This window comes from Micromonospora sp. NPDC050980, from assembly GCF_040653835.1.
Classification (GTDB): domain Bacteria; phylum Actinomycetota; class Actinomycetes; order Mycobacteriales; family Micromonosporaceae; genus Micromonospora.
In genome coordinates this window covers 80,830-96,073 of sequence record NZ_JBFAGS010000011.1, presented here as the reverse complement: position 1 = coordinate 96,073, position 15,244 = coordinate 80,830, and the positions used below count along the sequence as shown (strand labels likewise).

At 72.3% G+C, this 15,244-nt stretch carries 18 protein-coding genes and 1 tRNA gene; 8 read left to right on the top strand and 11 right to left on the bottom strand.

Annotated features, from left to right (window positions below; genetic code table 11):
* Nucleotides 1-3 precede the first annotated feature (3 nt).
* Entirely contained in the window at nt 4-681 is a 678-nt protein-coding gene (locus AB0H28_RS18465; protein ID WP_358041154.1) for a hemolysin III family protein, read from the top strand.
* A 78-nt stretch (nt 682-759) separates the two neighbouring features.
* Here AB0H28_RS18465 and AB0H28_RS18460 read toward each other — a convergent pair whose 3' ends face one another.
* Nucleotides 760-1,050, bottom strand: coding sequence for a DUF6458 family protein (locus AB0H28_RS18460; RefSeq protein WP_358041151.1), 291 nt, complete (start codon nt 1,048-1,050; stop codon nt 760-762).
* Between the two features lie 116 nt (nt 1,051-1,166).
* Here AB0H28_RS18460 and AB0H28_RS18455 point away from each other — a divergent pair, with 116 nt between their 5' ends.
* On the top strand, nt 1,167-1,697 hold the full coding sequence (locus AB0H28_RS18455) for a histidine phosphatase family protein (RefSeq protein WP_358041148.1): 531 nt from the start codon (nt 1,167-1,169) through the stop codon (nt 1,695-1,697).
* Nucleotides 1,698-1,798: 101 nt separating this feature from the next.
* Here AB0H28_RS18455 and AB0H28_RS18450 read toward each other — a convergent pair whose 3' ends face one another.
* The 4 genes from AB0H28_RS18450 to AB0H28_RS18435 all read right to left on the bottom strand — a co-directional run bounded on the left by AB0H28_RS18450 (nt 1,799) and on the right by AB0H28_RS18435 (nt 6,060).
* On the bottom strand, nt 1,799-2,068 hold the full coding sequence (locus tag AB0H28_RS18450) for a DUF6458 family protein (protein WP_013283345.1): 270 nt from the start codon (nt 2,066-2,068) through the stop codon (nt 1,799-1,801).
* 187 nt (nt 2,069-2,255) lie between these two features.
* The gene (locus AB0H28_RS18445) at nt 2,256-4,112 is read right to left on the bottom strand and encodes an acyl-CoA dehydrogenase (protein ID WP_358041145.1); all 1,857 of its coding nucleotides are present in this window, start codon (nt 4,110-4,112) and stop codon (nt 2,256-2,258) included.
* A gap of 116 nt (nt 4,113-4,228) precedes the next feature.
* Nucleotides 4,229-5,356, bottom strand: coding sequence for a PP2C family protein-serine/threonine phosphatase (locus tag AB0H28_RS18440; protein WP_358041142.1), 1,128 nt, complete (start codon nt 5,354-5,356; stop codon nt 4,229-4,231).
* Between the two features lie 68 nt (nt 5,357-5,424).
* On the bottom strand, nt 5,425-6,060 hold the full coding sequence (locus AB0H28_RS18435; protein WP_358041139.1) for a septal ring lytic transglycosylase RlpA family protein: 636 nt from the start codon (nt 6,058-6,060) through the stop codon (nt 5,425-5,427).
* 166 nt (nt 6,061-6,226) lie between these two features.
* On the opposite strand from AB0H28_RS18435, the gene AB0H28_RS18430 reads away from it, so the two are divergent.
* From AB0H28_RS18430 to AB0H28_RS18420, 3 genes are read left to right on the top strand one after another with little or no spacing between them, the layout of a single operon-like run.
* Entirely contained in the window at nt 6,227-6,772 is a 546-nt protein-coding gene (locus tag AB0H28_RS18430) for a phosphoribosyltransferase (RefSeq protein ID WP_358041136.1), read from the top strand.
* A gap of 33 nt (nt 6,773-6,805) precedes the next feature.
* Nucleotides 6,806-7,825 carry a hypothetical protein gene (locus AB0H28_RS18425; RefSeq protein WP_358041133.1) on the top strand — a complete coding sequence of 340 codons (1,020 nt, stop codon included), beginning with the start codon at nt 6,806-6,808 and terminating at the stop codon, nt 7,823-7,825.
* Between the two features lie 15 nt (nt 7,826-7,840).
* Nucleotides 7,841-8,254, top strand: a complete 414-nt coding sequence (locus AB0H28_RS18420) for an ASCH domain-containing protein (RefSeq protein WP_358041130.1) — start codon at nt 7,841-7,843, stop codon at nt 8,252-8,254.
* A gap of 191 nt (nt 8,255-8,445) precedes the next feature.
* On the opposite strand, the gene AB0H28_RS18415 is transcribed toward AB0H28_RS18420, so the two are convergent.
* The gene (locus AB0H28_RS18415) at nt 8,446-9,501 is read right to left on the bottom strand and encodes a MerR family transcriptional regulator (protein WP_358041127.1); all 1,056 of its coding nucleotides are present in this window, start codon (nt 9,499-9,501) and stop codon (nt 8,446-8,448) included.
* A gap of 70 nt (nt 9,502-9,571) precedes the next feature.
* Nucleotides 9,572-10,138, bottom strand: a complete 567-nt coding sequence (locus AB0H28_RS18410) for an NUDIX domain-containing protein (RefSeq protein ID WP_358041125.1) — start codon at nt 10,136-10,138, stop codon at nt 9,572-9,574.
* Nucleotides 10,139-10,217: 79 nt separating this feature from the next.
* Here AB0H28_RS18410 and AB0H28_RS18405 point away from each other — a divergent pair, with 79 nt between their 5' ends.
* A complete protein-coding gene (locus AB0H28_RS18405) occupies nt 10,218-10,730 on the top strand; it encodes a GNAT family N-acetyltransferase (RefSeq protein WP_358041122.1) in 513 nt (170 codons plus the stop codon).
* On the opposite strand, the gene AB0H28_RS18400 is transcribed toward AB0H28_RS18405, so the two are convergent.
* Both AB0H28_RS18400 and AB0H28_RS18395 read right to left on the bottom strand, forming a co-directional pair.
* The gene (locus tag AB0H28_RS18400) at nt 10,700-11,476 is read right to left on the bottom strand and encodes an aminotransferase class IV family protein (RefSeq protein ID WP_358041119.1); all 777 of its coding nucleotides are present in this window, start codon (nt 11,474-11,476) and stop codon (nt 10,700-10,702) included. The two genes, AB0H28_RS18405 and AB0H28_RS18400, sit on opposite strands and share 31 nt — an antisense overlap.
* 74 nt (nt 11,477-11,550) lie before the next feature.
* Nucleotides 11,551-11,624 (bottom strand) — tRNA-Gly (locus AB0H28_RS18395).
* Between the two features lie 202 nt (nt 11,625-11,826).
* Between AB0H28_RS18395 and AB0H28_RS18390 the strand changes: the two genes are divergently transcribed.
* Nucleotides 11,827-12,807: a zinc metalloprotease gene (locus tag AB0H28_RS18390; RefSeq protein WP_358041116.1), complete on the top strand. Its 981-nt coding sequence runs from the start codon at nt 11,827-11,829 to the stop codon at nt 12,805-12,807.
* Between the two features lie 133 nt (nt 12,808-12,940).
* On the opposite strand, the gene AB0H28_RS18385 is transcribed toward AB0H28_RS18390, so the two are convergent.
* Nucleotides 12,941-13,489: a pyridoxamine 5'-phosphate oxidase family protein gene (locus AB0H28_RS18385; protein ID WP_358041113.1), complete on the bottom strand. Its 549-nt coding sequence runs from the start codon at nt 13,487-13,489 to the stop codon at nt 12,941-12,943.
* Between the two features lie 78 nt (nt 13,490-13,567).
* Here AB0H28_RS18385 and dcd point away from each other — a divergent pair, with 78 nt between their 5' ends.
* Nucleotides 13,568-14,146: a dCTP deaminase gene (gene dcd / locus AB0H28_RS18380; protein ID WP_358041110.1), complete on the top strand. Its 579-nt coding sequence runs from the start codon at nt 13,568-13,570 to the stop codon at nt 14,144-14,146.
* Nucleotides 14,147-14,216: 70 nt separating this feature from the next.
* On the opposite strand, the gene AB0H28_RS18375 is transcribed toward dcd, so the two are convergent.
* Complete coding sequence (locus AB0H28_RS18375; protein ID WP_358041107.1) at nt 14,217-15,212, bottom strand: NlpC/P60 family protein; 996 nt, start codon at nt 15,210-15,212, stop codon at nt 14,217-14,219.
* Between the last annotated feature and the right edge of the window lie 32 nt (nt 15,213-15,244).

Below are 15,244 nucleotides of genomic sequence, written 5' to 3'. Positions count from 1 at the left end.
GAGGTGACCACCTCCGCACCGCTCCGGCTCCGGCCGGTCGACCTCGGGAAGCCGCGCATGCGCGGCTGGCTGCACGCCTACGCGTTCTTCGTCGCGCTCGTCTGCGGCATCGTGCTGTGCGCGATCGCCGCCACCCGGCCCGGTTGGGCACCGCTGGTGAGCTGCCTCATCTACAGCTTCACCGTGTGCGGACTCTTCGGCACCAGCGCGCTCTACCACCGGCGGGTCTGGTCGGAGCGCGGCTACCAGATCATGCGCCGGATGGACCATTCGATGATCTTCGTGTTCATCGCCGGCACCTACACGCCCTTCTGCGCGTTGCTGCTGGACCCCCGGCACGCCACGATCATGCTCAGCCTGGTCTGGGGCGGCGCGCTGGCCGGCGTCGCGGTCAAGATGATCTGGCCGCACGCGCCACGTTGGGTGTCCGCCCCGCTCTACCTGGCGCTCGGCTGGGTCGCCGTGACGATGCTGCCGCAGATCCTGCACGGCGGCGGCGTCACCGCGCTGGTGCTGCTGTGCGTGGGCGGCGCGATCTACAGCGTGGGCGCGGTGTTCTATGCGCTGCGCAGGCCGAACCCCTGGCCCACCGTCTTCGGCCACCACGAGTTCTTCCACGCGTGCACCCTCGTCGCGGCGATCTGCCACCACATCGCGATCTACTTCGCGTTGTTCTCCTGAGCCGGATCGGCCCACGTCGGGGCCCGGACGTGCACGAGGGCCCCGCGCCGTTGCGGGGCCCTCGGGTCCGGGGGTGGGTCAGGCCGGGTAGCCCGAGCCCGGGCGGCGCACCTCGCGGTATTCCTCACGCACCACCCGGTCGCCCTGCACCGGCACCACCGGCTCGGCGACGACCTGCTCCCGCACCGGCGCGGCGACCACGCGGCGACGGCTATTCCAGAAGTAGAGCGTGGTGAGCAGGCCGGCGAGCCCGGTGAGCATGAGCACCCAACCCACCACGGTGAGGTTCAGCCATCCCAGGTCGGCGTCGACGGCGAATGCGAAGATCGCGCCGACCGCGATGAGAAAGATGCTGGCACCGAAGCCCATGACGTCGCCTCCTTGGCGTCCTGCTGGCGTTTCCTGCCCGCCGCGGCCATGGATGAGGTAGCGGCACACATCGACATACCCCGGCACTCCGATGGCCAATCAGGCAAGCTGGGCACATGACGGACGGCAGGAACGGGCAGCGGACGCTGGTGCTGCTGCGACACGCCAAGGCCGAACAGTCCCCGGAGGCTCCGGACGCGGACCGACCGCTGACCACCCGTGGCCACGCCGACGCCGCCGCGGCGGGTGCCTGGCTGGCCCGGCACGGGCTGCTGCCCGACGTGGTCCTCTGCTCGCCGGCCCGCCGCACCCGTCAGACCTGGCACGCGGTGGCGACCGGCATGGCGGGCGCCCCGGCGGAAAGCGGTCCGGCCGGCTCGGCGCCGACGGTGCGATACGAGCCGACCGCGTACGAGGCGCATCCGGACGAGCTGCTGGCATTGGCCCGGGCCGTCGACCCGGCGGCCGGCACGGTGCTGCTGATCGCGCACAACCCGGGCATCTCCCTGCTGTCGGCGCTGCTCGACCCGCAGCGGGCGGATCCCGACGGCCTGCGCACCACCGACATCGTGGTGCACCGTCCCACCACCGCCTGGGCCGCGCTCACGCGCGCCCCCCTCACCACCCGCCACACCGCCCGCGGCTGAGGCGCAAGGAGGGGCCCCTTGTTAACGCCTCCGGTAGAGGCGGGGCCCCCTATTAACACCCATCCGCGCGCGTGCGCACGATGACCGGGCGTGGGGCGACGTCAGGACGGCGGGGCCGTCGGCGGCGGGGGGTCGGGCGGCGGCGGCATCATCGCGGTCGGGTGCGAGAGCCGGTTCTCCTCCACGATGAGGGTGCGGGCCCGCTTTCGGCGGTCCTGCCAGAACCACAGCGTGGTCAGCAGGACGCCCAGCCCGGCCAGGATGAAGACCCAGCCGACCGCGCGCAGGTCGATCCACCAGACGTTGGCCCGGATGGCGAAGGTCATGATCGCGCCGAGCGCGATGAGAAAGATGGCGCTGCCAATGCCCATGTGCGCTGCACTCCCCCGTGCGATGGCCCTTGGGCGTGCTCCGGTCGTGGTCCGCGACGGTTACCCGCCCACCGGCCCGCCTATCCACCTCCCGCCCACCGACGACGACGGCCGGCGGGGTGCCATCCGCCGGCCGTCGTCGTGAGGGGAGAATCGTGCTTCCGGGGAGGAACGCCCCGGAAGCGGCTTAGAACGCCTCCTCCGGGAGGTCCATGATCTCCAGGTCGGCGCCCTCGATGATCCGCCGGTCCGCGCCGATGCGGGGCAGCACCTCGCGGGCGAAGAACCGGGCGGCGGCCACCTTGCCGGTGTAGAACGCCTTGTCGGTGGCCGAGACCTCGCCGGCCAGCGCCTTGAGCGCCACGTCCGCCTGCTTCTGCAGCAGCCAGCCGACCACCAGGTCGCCGATCGCCAGCAGGAACCGGCGGCTGCTCAGGCCGACCTTGTAGAGCGCGCGGGCGTCGCCGGCCTGGGCCTCGCCCAGCCAACCGGTCATCACACCGAGGACGTGCTGGATCTCGGCGAGCGCCTTGCCGAGCGCCTGCCGCTCCTCCTTGAGCTGGCCGTTGCCCGCCTCGGAGGTGATGTGCTCCTGGATCTCGCCGGCGACCGCCATCAGGGCCTTGCCGTTGTCCCGGACGATCTTCCGGAAGATCAGGTCCAGACTCTGGATGGCGGTGGTGCCCTCGTAGAGCGTGTCGATCTTGGCGTCTCGGACGTACTGCTCCAGGGGGTAGTCCTGGAGAAAACCGGAGCCGCCGTACGTCTGCAGCGACTCGTGGCCGAGCAACTCGTACGCCCGCTCCGAGCCGACGCCCTTGACCAGCGGCAGGAGCAGGTCGTTGACCCGCTTGGCCAGCTTGGTGGCCTTCTCGTCACCGGCCGCCTCGGCGGTCGCGACCTTGTCCTGCCAGGTGGCGGTGTAGCAGACCAGCGCGCGCAGGCCCTCCGCGTACGACTTCTGCATCAGCAGCGAGCGGCGCACGTCCGGGTGGTGGGTGATGGTCACCCGGGGCGCGGTCTTGTCGGCCTGCTGGATCAGGTCGGCACCCTGCACGCGGTTCTTGGCGTACTCCAGCGCGTTCAGGTAGCCGGTGGAGAGGGTGGCGATGGCCTTGGTGCCGACCATCATCCGGGCGTACTCGATGATCATGAACATCTGGCGGATGCCGTCGTGCTTGTCGCCCAGCAGCCAGCCCTTTGCCGGCACGCCGTGCTCGCCGAACGTCACCTCGCAGGTGTTGGAGACCTTCAGACCCATCTTGTGCTCGACGTTGGTGGCGTAGACGCCGTTGCGCTCGCCCAGCTCGCCGGTCTCGGCGTCGAAGTGGAACTTCGGCACGACGAAGAGGGACAGGCCCTTGGTGCCGGGGCCGCCGACGCCCTCCACACCGACCGGGCGGGCCAGCACGTAGTGCACGATGTTGTCGCTCAGGTCGTGCTCACCGGAGGTGATGAAGCGCTTGACGCCCTCGATGTGCCAGGAGCCGTCCGGCTGCTGGACGGCCCGGGTGCGGCCGGCGCCGACGTCCGAACCGGCGTCCGGCTCGGTCAGCACCATCGTCGAGCCCCACTGCTTCTCGATGAACAGCCGGGCCCACTTCCGCTGCTCATCGTTGCCCTCGACGTGCAGCACGTGCGCGAAGGACGGGCCGGAGGCGTACATCCAGACCGGGGCGTTGGCACCGAGCACCAGCTCGGCCAGGGACCACCAGAGGGCGCGCGGGGCGTTCGTGCCGCCGAGCGCCTCGGGCAGGTCGAGGCGCCAGAACTCGGAGTCCATGAACGACTGGTAGGACTTCTTGAACGACTCCGGCAGCGGCGCGGTGTGCGTGGCCGGGTCGAAGACCGGCGGGTTGCGGTCGCTGTCCGTGTAGCTGGCGGCCAGGTCCTCGCGGGCCAGGCGGTCGACCTCGGAGAGGAAGCTGCGGGCGGTGTCGACGTCCAGATCCGTGTACGGCTCCTGGCCGAACGTCCGGTCCGCCCCGAATACCTCGAACAGGTTGAACTCGAGGTCCCGAAGGTTGCTCTTGTAGTGGGTCATGCTCGCTGGCCCCGCTTCCGGACAGGTGTTACCGATCAGTAACTCCAGACTGTATTACTCGCCGGTAGGCAACGACAAGCCGATCTCGGAAGTGACAGCGATTACACACCTCCGGTTCATCCGTCGGCGGCGCCGACCTCCCAGCTCGGCACCGGCGTCGCGGCGGCGCTGCGCGGGCCGGCGTATTCCATCAGGACCAGGGCGATGTCGTCGTCGAGGCGGCCGTGCACCCACTCGACGAGCGCGGTCTCCAGCGAGGCGAGCCCGTCGCCGACGGTGCCGTGGCCGAGCAGGCGCCAGGCCCGGTCGGCGGTGGGGAAGAACTCCCCGTCCCGCCTCGCCTCGCCCAGCCCGTCGGTGAACAGCAACAGCCGGTCACCCGGCTCCAGCCGTTCCACCCGGGGCCGGACCACCGGCATGAAGCCGAGCGGCGGCGCTGGGGCGGGCGGCTCCAGCGAGATCACCTGGCCCCGGCGCAGCAGCAACGGCGGCGGGTGGCCGCAGTTGACGATGGTGAGCGTGCCGCCGCGCTCCTCGACCAGGGCCGCGGTGACGAAGTCCTCGTCGCCGACGTTGCGGGCCACCGCGCGGTCCAGGTCGGTCACCACGGCACGCAGGTCGGCCCGCTCGTACGCCACGTGCCGGTAGGAACCGAGCACGATGCTGGCCAGCCGGACCGCGTCCAGCCCCTTCCCGCGCACGTCACCGATGATCATGCGGACGCCGTACGGCGTGTCCATCACCTCGTACAGGTCGCCGCCGATCTCGGCGGTCGCGGTGGAGGAGATGTAGCGCGCGGCCACCGCCAGCGTGCCGACCTGCGGGCCGAGCGGACGCAGCACCGCCTGCTGGGCCACCGAGGCGAGTCGGGACAGTTCCGCGATGCGTTCCGCCTGACGCTGCCGCACCGCCGCTGTGGCCGCGGCGAGCGCGGTGACCAGCGCGATCGCGGCCACGGTGACCGCGGTCACCAGCGAGGTGCCCCGCTCGACCATGGCGAAGGCGATGCCGGCCGAGGTGGCCAGCGCCCCCACCGCGAGCACCACCCGCCAGGAGGCCAGCGCGGCGGCCAGGACCGGCGCGGCGGCCATCAGGGCGAGGTAGTGCGCCGCCCAGCCGTCACCCGCCTCCACCGCCGAGACGATCGCGAGCAGCGCGAGGGCCGCGCCGAGGCCGGCGCGGGATCCGGGGCTCAGCGGGCCGGGGCCCGGCTGGAAGGGTCGAGTGCGTACATCGGACAGCATGCCTGATGGATGTACGACGGAGAATGAACCTGGCCCGTCCGTCGCGGAAGTTCTGCCTGACGGGCCGGTCAGCCCAACACCTCGTAACGGACCGACACCTCACCGAGACCGGTCGATGCGATGGCCGCGAACGCGGCGCGGGACAGATCGAGGCACCGGCCGTCGATGTACGGGCCACGGTCGTTGATCCGGACCACCACGGACTTGCCGTTGGCCGGGTTGGTGACCCGGACCTTCGTGTCGAACGGCAGCGTCTTGTGCGCGGCGGTCAACGCGTCCGGATCGAAGGTCTCGCCGTTCGCGGTCATCTGGCCCTCGTCGTAGAAGGACGCGCCGCAGGAGCCGCTGTCCACGACCGTCGGGGCGGGCGTCTTCTTCTTCGTGGCGGTCGGTTTCGGCGCCGCGGTCCGGGCCTTGCCGCGGGACGCCGGCTGGGTGCGGCTCGGCTTCGCGCTCGGCGTGGCCTTCGGCGACGGGCTGAGGCTCGGCGAGGCCGACGCGCTGGGCGACGGCGTGGCCGAGGTGGGGGCGAGCGTGCTGGGCAACGCCTCGACGACGGGCGGCGCCGCCGGCGGCTCGGCGGAGGTGAGCTGCACCGCGCCGACGGTGCCGCCGACCGCGAGCGCCACACCGACCGCCGCGGTGGCGGCGATGCCGGCGGGCGAGGAGAACAACCTGCGGGTACGAAGGTGCCTAGCAGCCACCGGCCCGGTCCTTTCGTCAACTGAACAAACCGGCCCGGACCGTAACGAGAGAAGCACTTCCGAAGTCAACGTGATCATGTTGGTTTGCCCATATTTATGCTGGTACGTGTAGCCGATCAAGCCATCTTCACTGGGCCGAACGGTGGACGGCGTGCAGGATGGACGCGTGCTCAATCGCCGCCTGATCGAGCTGTTCCAGTGGGCCGACCCCGGGCCGGGCAGCAGCCACCTGGTCAGCGACCTCACCGGCTGGTGGCGCGAGGCCGACACGCTCGCCGCGGTCGGGCCGGCGCTGGCCGGCCTGCACCCCGACGCCCGACCCACCGTGGTGATCGCTCCCGAGGTGACCGGCCTGCTGCTCGGCCCGCTGGTCGCGGTGGCCGCCGGCGCGGGCTTCCTGCCCGCCTACCGGGCGGACGGGGAACGGCGGCGGATCGGGCCGACCCGGTGGGCGGAGACCGCCCCGGACCACCGTGGGCAGCGGCTGCGCATCGCCGTGGACGGCCGCCGACTCGGCCCTGATGACCGGGTGCTGCTGGTCGACGACTGGGTCGACACCGGCGCCCAGCTCGACGCGCTGCACCGGCTGGTGACGGACGCCGCCGCCGAGCCGGTCGGCGCGGTCGCGCTGGTGTCCACCTGCCCGCCCGTCGTGGCCGAGCGACTACGGCTGCGCGCCCTGCTCACCGGCGACCAGCTCCCCGACGCTTGACCTCAAGCACGCTTTAACCCGGACGATCGCCGGATGGACGACATCCTGGACGAGGCATATCAGCGACTGCACCGCACCGGCCCCGAGTTCGAGGGTTGGTTGTCCAACCACGGGCCGATGGCCGCCGAGGCGCTGGTCCGGCACGGGCAGGGTGCGCGGGTGCACCGCTGGCTCGACGGCTACCTGCGCCGGCTCGACGAGCTGCCCCGCGGGCTGCGGCCGATCGACGACTGGCGGACCGCGCTCGGTGACCCGAAACGGGCCGGCGACTGGCTCCACCACTTCGACCGCGAGCTGCGCGATCGGCCGTGGCGGGACGTCCTCGGTGAGTGGTGGCCACGGCTACTGCCCGGCATCGCGGCCGGCGCCACGCACGGCGTAATCCGGGTCGGACATGCGGTGCGGGCGCTGAGCGTCGACGGGGAGACCGTGGACCGCCGCGCCGAGCTGGGTCAGGCGCTCGGCTACTGGGCGGCCCGCTGGCAACTGGTGCCCGGTGCCGGCCCGCTCACCGGCCGCTCCGGCGTCGCATCGGCGCTGGCCGGGGTGCCCCGGATCGCCGAGCGATCGGGCGGCATCCGGGAACGGCTGGGCCGGCTGACCAACGTACCCGGATGGTCGGAAGCGGTCACCACACTGAGGCCGCCAGCGGACCCGGACGAAGCCACGGACACGATCGGCGAGATGGTGCACCGGGCCGCGCTCGACTACCTGCGGTTCGGGCACGGCGAGCCGGTGATGCTCGTCCACGCGGTCACCGCGCCGACCGCCGTGCTGCGTACCCTGCCGGCCCTGGATCCGGCGCTGCGGGCACCGAGCGTCGCCGCGGCCTGGTCCGCGACGGCGGCCGTGACCTCGGTGTACGCCGCACCGACGCCGGCCGCCTCGACACCGGTCGGCGGGTCCGCCGACCCGGACGAGGTGTTCGCCCGGGCGGCCCGGCACGGCGACGAACACGTGGTGAAGCTTGCCGACGCGGTGCTGGAGTCCTACGCGACGACAGGTGATCTGGGGGTGCTGGCCGCGCCGGGCCACGCCGGCCGCCTGATCTGAGTAACCTCGGTGCCCATGTGGCCCCGCATCGGTGGACTGCGCGCGCTCGCCCTCGGCACCCCCGGCGGGCTACGCGCCGACCTGAACAACCTCGTGCTCGCCGGCGTGAAGACCGCCACCGCCGGCCTGATCGGCGAATACGCCGAGGAGCACGAGGAACTGGAGCACGTCGGGGAACGGCTGGCCCTGGTCGACGACCACGACGCGCTTGTCGGCGTCGTCGAGATCACCGGCGTCGAGGTGGTGCGCTTCGCCGACGTGCCGTGGGATTTCGCCCGCGCCGAGGGCGAGGGCGACCGGTCGATCGAGGAGTGGCGGGCCGGCCACGGCGCCTACTGGGCCCGGCAGGGCACGCCGGTCACCGACGACAGCCGGATCGTCTGCCTGCGGTTCCGGCTCGTCTCCACCGAGGGCAGCGTCGGCACGTGAGGAAGGGCCCCGCCTAACACCTAGCGGCGCAACTCCGGCAGCAGCGCGGCCACCTCGTCCAGCAACACTCGTCCGCCTGCGCCCACCGCTGACGCGCCTGCGACCAGCGCTGGTCCGGCAGGATCACGGTGCCAGTTCGCATGATCGCCAGGGTACGACCCGGGCCGGACACGACGGCCCGGGTCCGCCCGTCACGCCGTCACGTCGGCCACCACGCAGGCGACGTTGTCCGGCGCGCCCGCCGCGTACGCCAAGTCGACCAGCCGCCCGACGGCGGTCTCCGGGTCGTCCGCCCCGGCCAGCGCGGCGTGCAGCTCGCCCGGGTCGACGGTCGCGGAGAGGCCGTCCGAGCAGAGCAGGTAACGGTCGCCCGGCAGGGCGGCGCGCAGCGCCAGGTCCGCCTCCACCTCGCCGCCCGCGCCCAGCGCCCGGGCCAGCAGCGCCCGCTGCGGGTGGACGCCCGCCTCGGCCAGGGTGAGTCGCCCCTGGTCGACGAGGGTCTGCACGTACGTGTGGTCCTGGGTGAGCCGGGACAGCTCACCGCCGCGCAGCAGGTACGCCCGAGTGTCCCCGACGTGCACCAGGGCCAGCCGGGTGCCCCGCCGCACGATCGCGGTGAGCGTGCTGGCCGGCCGGTCGTCGCCGGTGCCGTGGGCGCGTACCGCCCGGTCGGCCCGGGCCACCGCGTCGGCCAACGCGGCGAGCAGGTCACCGGCCGCCCCGTCGGCCCGCTCCAACGGCCGCAGCGCGTCCACCGCGGCGGCGCCGGCGGCGGCCCCACCCGGACCCCGTACGCCGTCGGCGACCGCGAGGAGCGTGTCACTGGCGTACGCGGTGTCCTCGTTGGAGTCCCGGACGGCACCGGTCTCGCAGCGGGCCGCGTACCGGAAGGTGGTGTTCTCGGACATGGTGCTGCCCCTCTCGGTGAGCTGGTCGACGAGGAGCGCGACGGCCCGACCGCGGGCGGCGGTGGCCGCGCTGACCCGCCGCCACCAGGCGTCGAGCGCCTCGGCGGCGGCGTCCGGCGGCAGGCCGCAGACGGTCCGGATCTCCACCAGCGGCATACCGGCCCGGCGCAGCGCGGCGATCAGCCGCGCCCGGTCGAGCTGCTCCGGCGCGTAGTAGCGGTAGCCGGAGTGCGGGTCCACGGCGGCCGGCGGCAGCAACCCGCAGTCGTCGTAGATCCGCAGCGCCTTGGCGGTCAGGCGGGCCGCCCGGGCGAACGCCCCGATGGTCAGCAGCCGCATCGCGCCCTCCTCCTCGCACCGGCCCGGGTGGCCGGCGCGGACCACGTTGGGCCTTGCCGCAGGGGCCGGGTCAAGGCGAGACGGCGGCCAGCTTCGCCAGCATCCGGCCGAGGTGCGGCTCGACGGTGCCGGCCGGTGCCCCGGCCACCTCGGCCGGCGCCCACCAGCGGACCCCCCGGAACTCGACCGGGTCGGGGGTGAACCGCTGCCCACGGTCGGCGGTCAGCACGAACCACAGGCTGACGTCGGTGTGCCGCTGCTCTGGTGGACCGACCGTCTCGGTGACGGTGAGGAAGGCCGGGCGTTCGCCGTACGGCGGCGCGAAGACGGCCGGCACGTCCAGCTCCTCGCGCAGCTCGCGGCGCACCGTGCGCACCGGATGCTCGCCTGGCTCGACGTGACCGCCGCTGGGCAGCCACATCCCTGCGTCGCGGTGGTCGACCAGCAGCACCGCGCCGTCGGACGGGTCGCGGAGCAGGAAGTAGGCGACCAGGTGCGGGGAGGGAGTGCGTGGCTTGGCCCGACGGAAGATGTCCTCCGTGCCGGCCAGCCAGGCCAGCGCCTCCTGCCGGTGCCGTGCCTCCTGCGCGTCGCCCGGCGTCAACGCCTCGACCAGGGCCCGGATCTCGTCCCGCATGCCGCCGATGCTGCCAACCGGGTACGACCGTGTCGCTCCGCACCTCGATCCTCCTGGGCGACCCGGCTAACCTGACGCGGTGCCGCGACTCGAACGCCTCACCGCCCACCACGCGCCTGCGGTGCTGCGATTCGAGCGGGAGAACCGGGCGTACTTCGCCCGGTTCGTGCGCGACCGGGGCGACGACTACTTCGCCGAGTTCGCCGACCGGCACACGGCCCTGCTCGACGAGCAGGACCGCGGCACCTGCCGCTTCCACGTGCTCAGCGACGACGAGGGTGCCGTGCTCGGGCGGTTCAACCTGGTCGACGTGGCCGACGGCACCGCCGAGCTGGGCTACCGGATGGCCGGGCACGCCGCCGGCCGCGGCCTGGCTCAGTACGGCGTCCGCCGCGTCTGCGACCTGGCCCGCGACGAGTACGGCCTACGCCGGCTGGTCGCCGTCGCCGCGCTGGCGAACCCGGCGTCGCTGGCGGTGCTCCGACGTACCGGGTTCGTGCCGGCGGGCGAGGTGCACCTCGGCGGGCAGCCCTGCCTGCGGCATGTCCGCGACCTGACCGCTCAGATCTCCACCGGCGGCTCCGCCTCGTAGGCCCGGTGCAGCGTGCCCAGGAACGACGCCGACGCCGGCATCGTCACGGCGCCGATCCGGGACACCGGCACGCCCGGCGTCCGCGAGTTCAGCACCGCCGCCCCGGCGTAGTCGGCCAGGTCGTCGACCGTGACCGGCCGGGTCCGCTGCGGCACGCCGAGTCGCGTCAACTGCCGCCGGACGACAGCCATGGTGGTGCCGACGAGCATGTCCGCCTCCGGCCACACGACCGAGTCGCCGTCGGTGAACACCAGATTCCAGATGGTCGCCTCGGCGAGCCGGCCGGCCCGGTCGACGAACGCCGCGTCGTCATAGCCGTCCCGGACGGCCCGGCGCGCGAGGAAGCTCTTCGCCAGTTCCCCGACGTGCTTCACCGCCGGCAGGAACCGTTCGTGCTCATAGGCCGCCAGCGCCAGCGGCCCCGCCGGGGGTGACGCGGGGGCGCGGGTCCGGACCAGCAGGTCGGGTTCGCCCTCGCCGGGATAGACCGTGGCGGTCAGGGTGACGTCCGGCGGGCCGGCCCCGACCGCGACCCGCATCGCGTCGCGCACCCGGTCGTCGGGCAGCGCGGCGCCGAACAGCTCCCGGGATGCCGCCTGCAGGCGGGCCAGGTGCAGGTCGAGGCCGCGTACCCGGCCGGCACGCACCTGCATGGCGGTGAAGTGGGCGTTCCCGGCGAAGGCGAGCGGCGCGAGGTCGTCGGCGGTCGCCGGCCTGCCGTTGCGGTGCACCGCGAAGAAGCCCATGTCGGGACTCTAGTTACCGCCGCGCACAGCGAAGGCCCTGGTCGGGACTTGCTCCTGGACCAGAGCCTTCGTGCTGGAGCGGGTGACGGGAATCGAACCCGCACTGTCAGCTTGGGAAGCTGATGTTCTGCCATTGAACTACACCCGCAGGCGGCACCACTGTACCTGAGGTCACCACACCCGTGCACCCAGGTACCCCCGCCGGAGCGGTCCGGGCGGTTGATCAAGCGATGTTGCACGCCGGCAACATATGGCCGTTCTCAAATCCGTCGATGGGATGTAACGTCTGCTCCACGTTTCCGACCCGGCGTGACACACCCCCGGTCACGTCGTCAGAAAGAGGTGGGCCCATGGGACCCCGTCCCAACCTGCTGACCCGGCGTACCGCCGGTGTCGCGACGTCGACCCTCGCGCTGCTGCTCAGCACCGCGGCCGTCGGCGTCGTCCCCGCTGCCTCGGCCTTCTCGGCCGCCCCCGCCGGCGTCTGCGCCGAGCCGGCCGACACGCACGCCGACGCCCGCGTCGCCAAGGGCGGCCACGCCAAGCTCGACCCGAACCACCTGACCGCCAAGCAGGTACGCGAGCGTGCGGCCGACCTCGCCGCCGCCCAGCGCGAACGGGCCAACTTCCGGACCGGCGCCGTCACCCCGCTGGCGACCGTGACCATCCCGGTCGTCGTGCACGTCATCCAGGAGAACAGCACCCGGGCCGGCGGCAACATCCCGGATTCGCTGATCAACCAGCAGATCAGCGTGCTGAACCAGTCGTACTCGGGCTCCACCGGCGGCGCGGCCACCGCGTTCTCGTTCCAGCTCACGAAGATCAACCGGGTGACCAACCCGTCGTGGTACCCGATCGTGCAGGGCTCCTCGGCGGAGCGGTCGATGAAGACCTCGCTGCGCACGGGCGGCAAGAACACGCTCAACATGTACCTCGGTGAGTTGAGCGACGGCCTGCTCGGCTGGGCGACGTTCCCGAAGCGGAAGCTGGACAAGATGGACGGCGTGGTCGTGCTCAACGAGTCGCTCCCCGGCGGCACGGCGACCAACTACAACCAGGGCGACACGGGCACCCACGAGATCGGCCACTGGCTGAACCTCTACCACACCTTCCAGGGCGGGTGCTCCGGCTCGGGCGACAGCGTCTCCGACACCCCGGCCGAGGCATCCCCCGCCTACCAGTGCCCGACCGGCCGGGACACCTGCTCCGCCAGCGGCAAGGACCCGATCACCAACTTCATGGACTACACCTACGACTCCTGCATGTACCAGTTCACCGCCGGCCAGGCGAGCCGCATGCTCACCGCGTGGAACGCCTACCGCGCGGCCTGACCCGACGAACCGCGTACGGTGCCGGCCCTGTCCTCGGACGGGGCCGGCACCCGTCGTTTCCGGCCCGGTCGTGGGTGGACGGCCACCGTCGACGACGGCCGACCGCCTGACCGGCCCGGCCGAGAGCGGCCGGTCAGGCGGCCGGGCGGCGAGTGTCGAAGCCGTGCCGGCCACGCCGGCCCTCCGGGATGAGCGGGTCGCGCCGCAGCGTCGGCGCGCCGCCCCGGGGATCGAGCCAGAGGCGCATCTGCGGCCGGCCGGCGCCGGGGCGGGCGACCTGGTCGCGCCGGGTCAGCATCGCCACGTCGACGGTGAACTCGAACAGCCGCCAGTCGCCCTGCGGAGCCGCCCGGCCGAGCCGGGCCAGCCGGGCCACCGTGGCCGGATCGGCCACCGGGTGCGCCCGGCCCGCCACGTACGCCTCGTCGTCGCTCTCCTCCGGGGGGAACGAGTGCAGCGCGTAGCGGCCGTCGCGTTCGAGGTCGCGCCGTTTCGGCGAGTCGATGACGAAGCACCAGAGCCCGTCGTCGGTGATCAGCGGGGAGACCGGATGCACCCGGGGACCACCGTCCGCGCGGACCGTGGCGAGGTAGCCGAAGCCCGGCCCGTACTGCTTAATCAGAAGGCGGATCTCGGCGGCGAGGCGGGGCTCGTCGGCGGCGAATTCGAACCAGGAAGCCATGCGGACATTCTATCGAACAGGTGTACGAAGATGTAGTCCGACACGCAGGTCACCGATACCGGTCGCTATGGTGTTCCGATGCTGCTCTCCGACCGCGACCTGGTCTCCGAGATCAAGACGGGCACGCTCGCGCTGGAGCCCTTCGAGCCCACGCTGGTGCAGCCGTCCAGCATCGACGTACGCCTGGACCGGTTGTTCCGGGTCTTCAACAACCATCTCTACACCCACATCGACCCGTCGATGCAGCAGGACGACCTGACCTCGATGGTGGAGGTGCCGGAGGGTCAGCCCTTCGTGCTGCACCCGGGCGAGTTCGTGCTCGCCTCCACGCTCGAGGTGATCTCGCTGGGCGAGGAGTTGGCCGGCAGGCTGGAGGGCAAGTCGTCGCTGGGGCGGCTCGGGCTGCTGACCCACTCCACCGCCGGCTTCATCGACCCGGGCTTCTCCGGCCACGTCACGCTGGAGCTGTCCAACGTGGCGAATCTGCCGATCACGCTCTGGCCGGGCATGAAGATCGGCCAGTTGTGCATCTTCCGGCTCTCCTCGCCGGCCGAACACCCGTACGGCTCGGCCGTCTACGGCTCGCGCTACCAGGGCCAGCGCGGCCCGACGCCGAGCCGGTCCTGGCAGAGCTGGCGCACCTGGCCGACCCGCTGACGCCTGCTGAGTTGTTAAGAGGGGCCCCCTGTTATGCGGAATGCGTTAACCGGGGGCCCCTCCTTGCATCTCAGCCGGGGCGGCCGTAGCTGTTGATGTCGCCGTCGTCGACGCGCTTCATGGTGATGGGCTTGCCGGACTGAGAGGCGTGCACCACCCAGCCGTCGCCGACGTACATCCCCACGTGGTGCAGGTCGCCGTAGTAGAAGACCAGGTCACCGGCGCGCAGCTCGGCGCGGCTGACCCGACTCGTGACGTTGTGCTGCTGGCGCGCGTTGTGCGGCAGCGAGACACCCGCCTTGGCCCAGGCGGCCATGGTCAGGCCGGAGCAGTCGAAGTGGTCCGGGCCGGCCGCGCCCCAGACATAGATCTTGCCGATCTGGGCGCAGGCGAACTTGACCGCCACCCCGGCCGCGCCGCCGGGATATCCGGCGGGGCAGGGAGCCGGCCGCAGCGGACCGCCGCCGCCGTTGCCGTACACCTTGAGGCGCAGCTTCTGGAGCTTGGCGATCTCGGCGTCGATCTGCTTCTTCTTCGCCGCGAGTTGCGCCTCGGTGCGGCTCAGGTCGGCGACCATCGCGTCCAGCGGCTTCTTCTTCGCGGACAGTTCGTCGCGCAACGCGGCGATGTCGCGGACCTGTTGCTGCTGGTGGTGCGCGAAGCGGTCGAGCATCTCCAGGCCGCTGACCAGTTCGCTCGGCGAGCGGCTGCCCAGCAGGGCGTTCACGGTGGAGAGGTTGTCGCCCTTGTAGGCGTCGGCGGCGAGCCCGCCGACCTGCCCGAGCGCGGCGTCCACCCGGGCCTGGAGCGGGGCGATCTGCTTACCGAGCGCGTCGGCCTGCTTGCGCCGCACCGCGAGCTGCTCGCGTACGGCGTTGACCTGCTCGATGACGGGTTCGAGCTTGTTCCAGTCGCGGTCGATCCGGGCCTCGATCTCGGCGACCGAGGGTTCGGCGTGGGCCGCCGTCGCGCCGCCGGTCAGGACGACGGCGGCGCCGACCAGCGCGGCGAGTGTGGTGGTGAAGCGGGACCAGCGGGATCGCGGCACGACTGCGGACCGGTCCATCGACCGGCTCGACGTCGGCCGCGGGGCATGGT

What these genes read in the sequence shown, in the direction of transcription:
- AB0H28_RS18460 (WP_358041151.1), bottom strand. Translation starts at nt 1,050, where the DNA reads ATGGGCTTCGGTGCCAGCATCTTTCTCATCGCGGTCGGCGCGATCTTC.
- AB0H28_RS18455 (WP_358041148.1), top strand. Translation starts at nt 1,167, where the DNA reads ATGACGGACGGCAGGAACGGGCAGCGGACGCTGGTGCTGCTGCGACAC.
- AB0H28_RS18450 (WP_013283345.1), bottom strand. Translation starts at nt 2,068, where the DNA reads ATGGGCATTGGCAGCGCCATCTTTCTCATCGCGCTCGGCGCGATCATG.
- AB0H28_RS18445 (WP_358041145.1), bottom strand. Translation starts at nt 4,112, where the DNA reads ATGACCCACTACAAGAGCAACCTTCGGGACCTCGAGTTCAACCTGTTC.
- AB0H28_RS18440 (WP_358041142.1), bottom strand. Translation starts at nt 5,356, where the DNA reads ATGCTGTCCGATGTACGCACTCGACCCTTCCAGCCGGGCCCCGGCCCG.
- AB0H28_RS18425 (WP_358041133.1), top strand. Translation starts at nt 6,806, where the DNA reads ATGGACGACATCCTGGACGAGGCATATCAGCGACTGCACCGCACCGGC.
- AB0H28_RS18420 (WP_358041130.1), top strand. Translation starts at nt 7,841, where the DNA reads ATGTGGCCCCGCATCGGTGGACTGCGCGCGCTCGCCCTCGGCACCCCC.
- AB0H28_RS18415 (WP_358041127.1), bottom strand. Translation starts at nt 9,501, where the DNA reads ATGCGGCTGCTGACCATCGGGGCGTTCGCCCGGGCGGCCCGCCTGACC.
- AB0H28_RS18410 (WP_358041125.1), bottom strand. Translation starts at nt 10,138, where the DNA reads ATGCGGGACGAGATCCGGGCCCTGGTCGAGGCGTTGACGCCGGGCGAC.
- AB0H28_RS18400 (WP_358041119.1), bottom strand. Translation starts at nt 11,476, where the DNA reads ATGGGCTTCTTCGCGGTGCACCGCAACGGCAGGCCGGCGACCGCCGAC.
- AB0H28_RS18390 (WP_358041116.1), top strand. Translation starts at nt 11,827, where the DNA reads ATGGGACCCCGTCCCAACCTGCTGACCCGGCGTACCGCCGGTGTCGCG.
- AB0H28_RS18385 (WP_358041113.1), bottom strand. Translation starts at nt 13,489, where the DNA reads ATGGCTTCCTGGTTCGAATTCGCCGCCGACGAGCCCCGCCTCGCCGCC.
- dcd (WP_358041110.1), top strand. Translation starts at nt 13,568, where the DNA reads ATGCTGCTCTCCGACCGCGACCTGGTCTCCGAGATCAAGACGGGCACG.
- AB0H28_RS18375 (WP_358041107.1), bottom strand. Translation starts at nt 15,212, where the DNA reads ATGGACCGGTCCGCAGTCGTGCCGCGATCCCGCTGGTCCCGCTTCACC.